Source organism: Lentibacillus halophilus (assembly GCF_039522485.1).
Taxonomy (GTDB): domain Bacteria; phylum Bacillota; class Bacilli; order Bacillales; family Amphibacillaceae; genus Lentibacillus; species Lentibacillus halophilus.
In genome coordinates, this window is sequence record NZ_BAAADM010000040.1 from 1 (window position 1) to 8,555 (window position 8,555).

The 8,555-nt window shown below is 43.0% G+C and carries 7 protein-coding genes; all 7 read right to left on the minus strand.

What is annotated here, in order from left to right; translation table 11 throughout:
- Nucleotides 1-68 precede the first annotated feature (68 nt).
- Complete coding sequence (locus tag ABDZ72_RS07890; RefSeq protein ID WP_343752257.1) at nucleotides 69-1,850, minus strand: L-lactate permease; 1,782 nt, start codon at nucleotides 1,848-1,850, stop codon at nucleotides 69-71.
- 273 nt (nucleotides 1,851-2,123) lie between these two features.
- Nucleotides 2,124-2,660 carry a cupin domain-containing protein gene (locus tag ABDZ72_RS07895; protein ID WP_343752258.1) on the minus strand — a complete coding sequence of 179 codons (537 nt, stop codon included), beginning with the start codon at nucleotides 2,658-2,660 and terminating at the stop codon, nucleotides 2,124-2,126.
- Nucleotides 2,661-2,740: 80 nt separating this feature from the next.
- Nucleotides 2,741-3,508 carry an IclR family transcriptional regulator gene (locus tag ABDZ72_RS07900; protein WP_343752260.1) on the minus strand — a complete coding sequence of 256 codons (768 nt, stop codon included), beginning with the start codon at nucleotides 3,506-3,508 and terminating at the stop codon, nucleotides 2,741-2,743.
- Between the two features lie 236 nt (nucleotides 3,509-3,744).
- On the minus strand, nucleotides 3,745-4,386 hold the full coding sequence (locus tag ABDZ72_RS07905) for a hypothetical protein (protein WP_343752261.1): 642 nt from the start codon (nucleotides 4,384-4,386) through the stop codon (nucleotides 3,745-3,747).
- A 551-nt stretch (nucleotides 4,387-4,937) separates the two neighbouring features.
- Entirely contained in the window at nucleotides 4,938-6,674 is a 1,737-nt protein-coding gene (locus ABDZ72_RS07910) for a GMC family oxidoreductase (RefSeq protein WP_343752263.1), read from the minus strand.
- A gap of 15 nt (nucleotides 6,675-6,689) precedes the next feature.
- A complete protein-coding gene (locus ABDZ72_RS07915) occupies nucleotides 6,690-7,514 on the minus strand; it encodes a gluconate 2-dehydrogenase subunit 3 family protein (protein ID WP_343752264.1) in 825 nt (274 codons plus the stop codon).
- A gap of 223 nt (nucleotides 7,515-7,737) precedes the next feature.
- Nucleotides 7,738-8,478, minus strand: a complete 741-nt coding sequence (locus ABDZ72_RS07920; protein ID WP_343752265.1) for an amino acid ABC transporter ATP-binding protein — start codon at nucleotides 8,476-8,478, stop codon at nucleotides 7,738-7,740.
- Between the last annotated feature and the right edge of the window lie 77 nt (nucleotides 8,479-8,555).

An 8,555-nucleotide genomic window follows, 5' to 3' on the forward strand; every position in this document is an offset into this window, starting at 1 on the left:
ACCTTTTTTCGGTCCGAGATCGAAAGCCCCTATTATTCTTAGGTAAGATATAAATCATTCAGCAACCCCTAATTATTCATCTTCCTTTGTTTGTTATCCATTGGTGTCCATTTATTTCTATTATTCATCCATATAGCTACTATAACGGCTGCGTAAATAGCTATAACGACAAACGTTCCGATATTTAACCCAATTCCCATTAAGATAACAAAACCAATAGCACCTGTCAGAAGAATATAATAAAAACCAGGCAAAATAACTTTCCTGATAATCTCTCCTTCTCGTCCAACCAGACCGACGGCGGCTGCCGCTGTAATCACGTTATGAACACTGAACATGTTTCCAGCACCGGCACCAATCGCTTGAAGGGCTAACACCCATGACGGCTGTAACTGTGAACTGACAGCCATGTTTAATTGGAAATGACTAAACATAAGGTTACTGAACACATTACTTCCGGCAAGAAAGGCCCCTAATGCACCAACAACTGGAGCTATAAATGCCCACATATTACCTGATAGTATCGTTAATCCACTCGCCAACGTTTCAGGCATACTTTCAAATCCTGCAGCACCGCCGTCACTGTGAAGAAAGACCTGAACCATTGGAACGGCAAATATCAATGCTGCACCTGCTGACCCAATGGTTTTCACGGATTCTTTCAATGCGCTTTTAAATGACGTCCATTCCATATCATGCATCCAATAAGTCAAAATTGAGACGATTAAAAAGATGAATCCGGGAGACGTCAGTAATCCAAAATCAGTACCGAGTTCGCTCCCGAAAATGTGGTTAACGGCAATATCCGTTTTTCCCAACCAAGAAGAAATGGGCAAAAAGGGAGCATTGACAATAAAAAGCAAAGCAGCTGTGATAATATAAGGAAGCCATGATCGGAATGCTGAAAAAGAGGCTATCTTTTCACTCTCGATTTCAAGAATGCCACTCCATTCTTCTTTCCATTCAGACTTATCTTTAAATCGCCATACCGTATCTTTAGGCATAAACCAACCTTTTTTCGCGGCTATGACTGCAATGACAATTCCTATGAGCCCACCGAGCAAGGAAGGAAATTCAGGGCCTAAAAATACGCCTGATAAGACATATGGTACTGTTAAACTAAGTCCTCCAAAAAGAGCAAATTTCCACGCTTTAAAACCTTCTCTAACGGATTGGCCAAAGAATCCAGTAAGAAGGACGACCATAAACAGAGGTATAAGGGTGCCCACAATACCGTGAACCAACGCAATCTTTCCGGTCATTTCCAAAAGAAATGGACCCCACGTATCTACTTGAAGCGCAGAATTGACATCGGCGAGTTTGCCGTCTCCAAGACCCGAACTGAGACCTATGGAAATGGGCGCACCAGCTGCACCGAAAGTCACAGATGTACTTTGAAAAATCATAACCATAAGAGCTGAAGCCATGGCCGGAAAACCAAGCCCGACCAACATTGAACCAATCACAGCTCCTGTCGACCCGTAACCGGCAGCGCCTTCCAAAAACGCTCCGAAAATCCATAGAATAAGTATGACTTGTATACGCCGATCGTCTGTCACACCGGAAATACTATTTCGAATGACACCCAATCCACCGCTCTCTTTTAGCATGTTCAACAGAAGCAAGGCACCAAACACAATATACAAAATACTGAATGCGGTTTCAAAACCAATGAAACTGGCACCAGCGATTTTGTTTGCAGGTACTTCCCATACAGTTGTTGCCAAAACTAAGACGGATGCAAATGCCAAGATCATCGATGTTCTTGCTGTCCACCGTAATATGATGAGGAAGAAAAAGAGAATCAATAATGGGACGATTCCTAGAAAAACAAGCAACCCCAAACTCATTGCTTTCACCCTCCTTAAACGCCTGCGTCACTATTTCTATAATTTGCAAGTTGTGTCTAGATTTGTTACTATTATTATAGACGAATATACTTCATTATTTGTCTTACACTTACAACACAAGGTGGACACGACACCCTTCAGCCCAAGGAGGCACCCTTGGACTCAGGTTTAATGGTGATCGTGTCCGCATAAGCCCATGTTAAACCACCACAGTTGTTTCCACTTATTGAGTTGATATCCAGTTGTTTTTAACACGCGACATACCAATGGTTGTTATTTATCAGGAATGATATCGCTTTTATCGGTTCCTGATACGACGTGTTTTGCACCTGATCCAACGGGTTCTTCCAAAAACCATGCTCCCATACCGGAGACAGAAGGCACATCCTGGATGGTATAAAGAATGGCATCTTCATTATCAGACGTGTTGCAATGTTCGTGTGCCAGCCATGCAGGAGCAAAAAACACATCTCCCTTTTCCCACTCATACTTTTCGCCTTCAACGATGCTGTATCCTTCTCCCTGGAAAACAATGAAGATGGCCATGTTGCTGTGTCGATGCGGCTCATTATGTTCTCCCGGCTTTAGTACTTGCACCAATGCGTTTACATTGGGAGACACACCCTGGGCATCCCCTGTGTCTTCATTGATCAGTGATACAGCGCTTCTGCCTTCACTTAAACTTGACCCTGTTCCATATAAAAATTCATTGATATCCTTCCCTTTCCAAAGGCAAGGACGAATATTTGGCTTCGTACTTTTTTGAAGAAAATCACTGTAACTAATCATATTTGCTGCTGACTGACTCATAATTATCCTCCTTAGCTATTTTTTAGTACACGTTATTTTAGCTCACATTTACACGACTCTGAACAAATCACCCCCCTTTATTATTTATAAGTAAGCTGATCGGAAATTTCTTTGGTAATCTCTATCAATCTCTGAACATCATAGGATTGGGCATCCGTATTTAAATCGTTTGCAAAACCAATCATACAAATAGCAGCAATCATTTCGCCGGAGTGGTCAAAAATCGGGCTTGAAACAGCATGTCCTCCGGGCAAATCACCGAATTCTTGATCTCTTGACGCAAAACCAGCTTCCCTCACACGATTTAAATCGTCCTCAACTGCTTTTCTGTCCAAATGATAGTCCTCAATGTCTCTATTCATTATGTCCTGTATAGATTGATTCGGCAGAAATGCAGCGAAACACCTTCCGACCGAACTCATAAGAAGCGGAGGGTAATAACCTATTTCTATCCCAACATTAATCGATCGACCACTGCTTTGATACTTGGAAATCATCGGGCCATTATCCGTCCAGACGGCAAGGGCTGATGAATGTTTGATTTCCTTTTTAATCTTTTGCATAAACGGATCAATGATTGAAGAGATGCTGAATTTGTTTAACGTATATAAGCCCAGTTCGATCAGTTTAGATCCCATGTCATACGTTTTTTTGTCATCATCAAACGTTAAAACATCAGATTTAACAAAGCTGACAAGATACTTTTTTAAATTATTTTTAGACATACCTACTTTGTGCGACAGCGCCGTTAATGTTATCGGACCGTCATTGTTTTTTATTTCATCCAAAATCAGTACTGCGCGTTCAAGCGCCTGTATGCCTTGACTGTTCGAAAATTCCTGATTCACAACCTCACCACCAATTTGCGAACTATTAGTGTACCTAGTGAACTATTGGTTGATTACTTGTATAGTAACACTGGATACTCTAAAGTGTCAATGTTTTTTCACAATTCATAAGAATAATCACTCAATCTTGTATCATCCCAAACAGATCCTTCGCCGTAAATGCTACCATTAATTAAAGCAACCATAAGTCATACATCAATCTATTGAAAGCCTATTCACCTTTGCAAAACGGATCATCAGTCATCGCTTAATACCGGATGCTGCCACCATCTATCCGCTTGTTGCTTTAGATGGTCCATGTCGATGTCAGAACAGTGATCGGCCAACTTATTGATGGTTGCTTCACTAAATTCGGATTTGATGGCGAATTGGTCCTGTTTTTGCTCATTCGAATCGCCCGATGGGTACATCACATTGATTCGGACAGTCGCGAAATCATAATCGGAATCGCTCACAACGCAAACGGTTTGTAAAATCGCTGTTTTCATATTGGTCACTGTCGCGTGTTTGGTTGACCCTGCGACACCGCGGAATATGACTTCCATGGTATAAGGTTCATGATCAAACCTGCCTTGCACACGCACAGAGGTCGAATCAGGCAAGGTTTCCAAATCGTTTTGCAATTGTTTTTTTATAGCCCCTCTTGCTTTGTCATCTGTATCATGTTTGTTCTGATCTTGATGTTTCTGTTTGTCTTCTTCTTCTTTTAATTCCTGCTCTGTTTCTTGCTGTTCTTTTTCTGTCTGCTCGGTGTCTTGCTGGTCCTGTTTTGCCTGTTCGTCCACGTGCTCAATCCGTAGTACCAGCAACCCTATAACAATAATCACAACCGTCACTATAATGACCCATTTTTTTTGATAAAATTGTTTCTCAGCCATCTGCAACTCCCCTGCTTGCATCCTGAAAATAATTATTCCCTTGGAACCGCGAATACCGCCTCATCCATCCTTTTTGCCAAACCGTTATACGAAAAAAATCAGGAACCCGAAAACCGTTATTCGGATTCCTGATTCATTTGTTGGTTTGGACATGGGCTGGTCTTCGCATTGTCTTCAATAGTGATTTACCCGCCTTGCAAATAAGTTAAACATCGATATTGGGTTTAACTTAAAAAATAGGAATATGGTTGCCAAGTCGATTAAATGGGAGGGGGTAAGCTGCGCGAGATTCGATATGAATTGCGCGAGTTTCACTCCAAACCGCGTGTGTTTCCCCTTGAGTCGCGCGAATTTTCCTTCAAGCTGAGCGATCTCAGCCTTGAATTGCGCGAGTCCCCCTCGAACTGCGTGAGTTTCTCCTGGAGTTGCGCGACCTCGGGCTTGAGTCGCGCGAGTTTTTCCCCGATCCGCGCGATTAGTCGTCCTTACCTATCGCTCGAGTTAAACGGCACCTCATTTGACCGCCGCAATGGGAAGCGGCAAACTCCTATTTATGCTTTCTGCTTAGGCTGGACCAGCTGCCCGCCTTCTTTTAGATATTTTTCAATGCCTTCTGCTGCACGGTAGCCCAATGATCCGATGGTTAACGTCGGATGATGCCCCGGGAAATGCGGAAATGCGGATCCGCCCACAACAAAGAGGTTGTCCACATCCCACATTTGCAAGTAATTATTAACAGCAGATGTCTCTGGATCGTCGCCCATAATGACACCGCCGGCATAATGGCCGCCTTGATAAATATGGTCAAATTCGTCCGGCACTTCATCGACGTCAACCGTATCCGCACCCATGTTTTCCATAATTTCCTTACATTTTTCTATACCGAATTTGGCGATGTTCCGATCCTGGTCGGTATACTTATTGGTAATACGGAGCAACGGATCACCGAAGTCATCCTTATAGGTGGGATCCAAATCCATGTAATTGTGATACCATGACATGATGGCGGACGTATACCAGATGGTCAGGTTCCGGTTCGCATAAAAGTTGGCGTTTTTCTTAAACTCCGATCCCCAATTTGGCGTGCCTTTTGGAACTCTGTTGCTTTCTATAGCACCGCTGCCATACTGTCTGATTTCGATAGCACCGCCATTAAGGAAATCGACATCCGAGTGGTCAAAATTATCAGCCGCAAAATCATTCATGGTACCGCCCAGTGCGCCGGCACCCATGTAAAGGTTGAATTTGCGTTCGTCGAAAAAGCCTGTGGCACCAAGAAATGTAATATTCATCTGACCATTGAAATTTCGTCCGATAACGCCTTTTCTCGTTTCCGGATTATATTGTTCACCTATGTCCGACAACATGAGCAACCGGTTATTCGTGAACGTGAATGCTGCTAACACAACGACATCGGCTGGCTGTTCGAATTCCTGGCCAGTTTCGGTATCGGTATACATAACCCCGTTTGCTTTATTGCCGTCATAAAGCACGCGGCGTACGTAGGATTGCGTCCGCAATTCAAAGTTGTCGTGTTTTTGAGCGGTCGGAATAACAGTCATCAAAGGATCTGATTTTGCACCGAAATCACACCCATAATAGTGACAAAACGCGCAGTACTGACAAGCGTTCAGCGTTTCGCCATCCGGGTTTTCATACTGCTGTGAGACGTTGGCCGATGTCACTTGATATGGATGATACCCCATGTCCTTCGTCGTATTTTTGAACAACCGGATAGGTTCGGTTTCTTTCAGCGGCGGATTGGGGTAATCATCCGAGCGTTCCGGACCAAGGGGATCTTCTTCGCCCGAAATACCGGCCGTTTTTTCAAAGCGATCATAATATTTCTCCATTTCATCGTATGTGATGCCCCAATCCTGAATGGTCATGCCGTCCGGTATTTTGTCTTTTCCATAACGCTCGACCGTCTTACTGTATATTTCAAAATCATACGGCGGATACCGATAGACGGCACCTGCCCAATGGACACTGCCACCACCGGTATCGGTTCCGGCATTCATCTCATCCTGTGTTCGGACCGGCAACGCCCGTTCCCCGATGTTGTTCCGGGACGTAATGGTTTCATTCGACAAATCCTGCATCATTTGAAAACGTTCGATGTAACGCAGCTCATCTTTTTCACCTGTATAGTCTTGTAAATTTTTCTTGTCCCCTCGTTCCAGGGCTACCACTTTCTTGCCGGCCTTAGCCATTTCAGCTGAAATGACCCCGCCGGCCCAGCCGGTTCCAACAACAACGACGTCTACTTTATCCAATTTTTTAGCCATGATTGATACCCCCGATCATGATTGATAATCCCGTAAGCTTTTCGGTTCTTTTTTGATAAACTCTTCACTTTCAATTTCCTGCGTATAACCCAATCGCGGACCAGGGAATTCCTTCATTTTCCACCCCGCCATGTTTTTATTGCCGCCATAGACCGGATCGGAAAACGCACCCTCCAGCGTCATTTGCCGCAGAAGATTAAAAAATGTGACACCTGCAGCACCTCTCATCATAATTTCACCATTATCAAACGCCTTAAGTACCTCATCCTTCTGGTCTGTTTCAAGGTCAAAAAACTTTTTATCGAATTTATTCTGACTCACTTCATTCATCCGTCGTAATCCCCGAATATAAATCTCGCCCCGGTTCATCCGTGTTTGATATCTTGGAACACTTGATGGCGCCTGCGAGCTTGTATTCGGTCCTGATTTATGCTGCTTGGTATCCTTATGTTGATACTCATAAGTTTGGTTGTCCTGAAAAAAAGGATCCTTCATGTATGCCTTATCGTTCGTTCCCCATGACCCGCTCAATTGCTTATCAATGAAAAAGGGAACACCCAATTCAATCGCGCCCGGACCATCATCGTCTTCCGGCAAAATACGCTCAGTTGCTGCACTCAATGTTTCAAAGTCTTCTTTACGACTGAAAAACGTTCGTGCTTCCTGCAACGTTTGGGTTGTTTCTTTTTCTTTGGTTTGAGTATCCGGTTCATCCTGTAGTTGGCTCGTTAACAGACCGCCAAACAGCGACCCGCCAACAACACCGCCGGCAACCCATCCGGTATTCTTAATAAACCGGCGCCGGCTTTCATCAGTCTTTTCGTTATTATCGTCAGCCATGAGATTCGCCTCCTAACTATTTTAGTGACTTTTCCTTTTATCTATATCCTTTCCAAGTTTTCCAAAAGAATGCAAAAAAAGACGAGTGGCTTCGGTATGCGAAGCACTCGCCTTCTCTATTTATACTAATCGCACATTTTATCACTAACATGTAGGGTCGCAGTTCATTTTCGATGGATACTGTTCTAAGGATTTATCCTGCTTGTTTAAGCACGCCACATAATCACAATACTTTACTTAAAAATTCCTGTGTACGTTTTGCCTTGGGTGCATTGATTATCTCATCAGGTGGTCCTTGTTCAACAATACACCCATCGTGCAAATAAAAAAGCCAGTTTCCTACCTCACGAGCAAAACCCATTTCATGGGTGACGACTATCATGGTTTTCCCTTCATCAGCAAGTGTCTTCATAGTCGTTAGTACCTCCCCTACCAATTCTGGGTCGAGAGCAGATGTTGGTTCATCAAATAACATTATATCCGGTTTCATGGCCAATGCTCGAGCAATTGCTACACGCTGTTTCTCACCACCTGAGAGCCTTGAAGGGTAAACATCATATTTATCACTGAGCCCAACTTTATCAAGTAATTCTTTCCCTTCTTTAACAGCTGTTTGTTTGTCCATAGATTTTACCTGTATAGGTGCTTCAACGACATTTCCGAGAGCTGTTTTATGAGGAAATAAATTAAAATGTTGAAAAACCATCCCGACACGTTCGCGAATTTTGTTCAAGTTATGTGTATCCGACTCTATCGGATCTCCTTCAATTAAAATCTCCCCACTATTTTTTTTCTCTAAAAAATTCATACAGCGTAATACTGTGCTTTTACCTGAACCACTTGCGCCTACTAGCACTACAACATCACTTTCATATATTTTCATATTAATATCCTTAAGAACACTCAAATCTCCAAAAGATTTATTTAAATTTTTAATTTGAATCATTTCCTGTTTTTCATCCATACAATCCCTCCCTCAATAAATTAATGTTTTCTTGGAATTCCTTCGTTTTTCTCCCGATTTCTTTTGATTTATTGAAG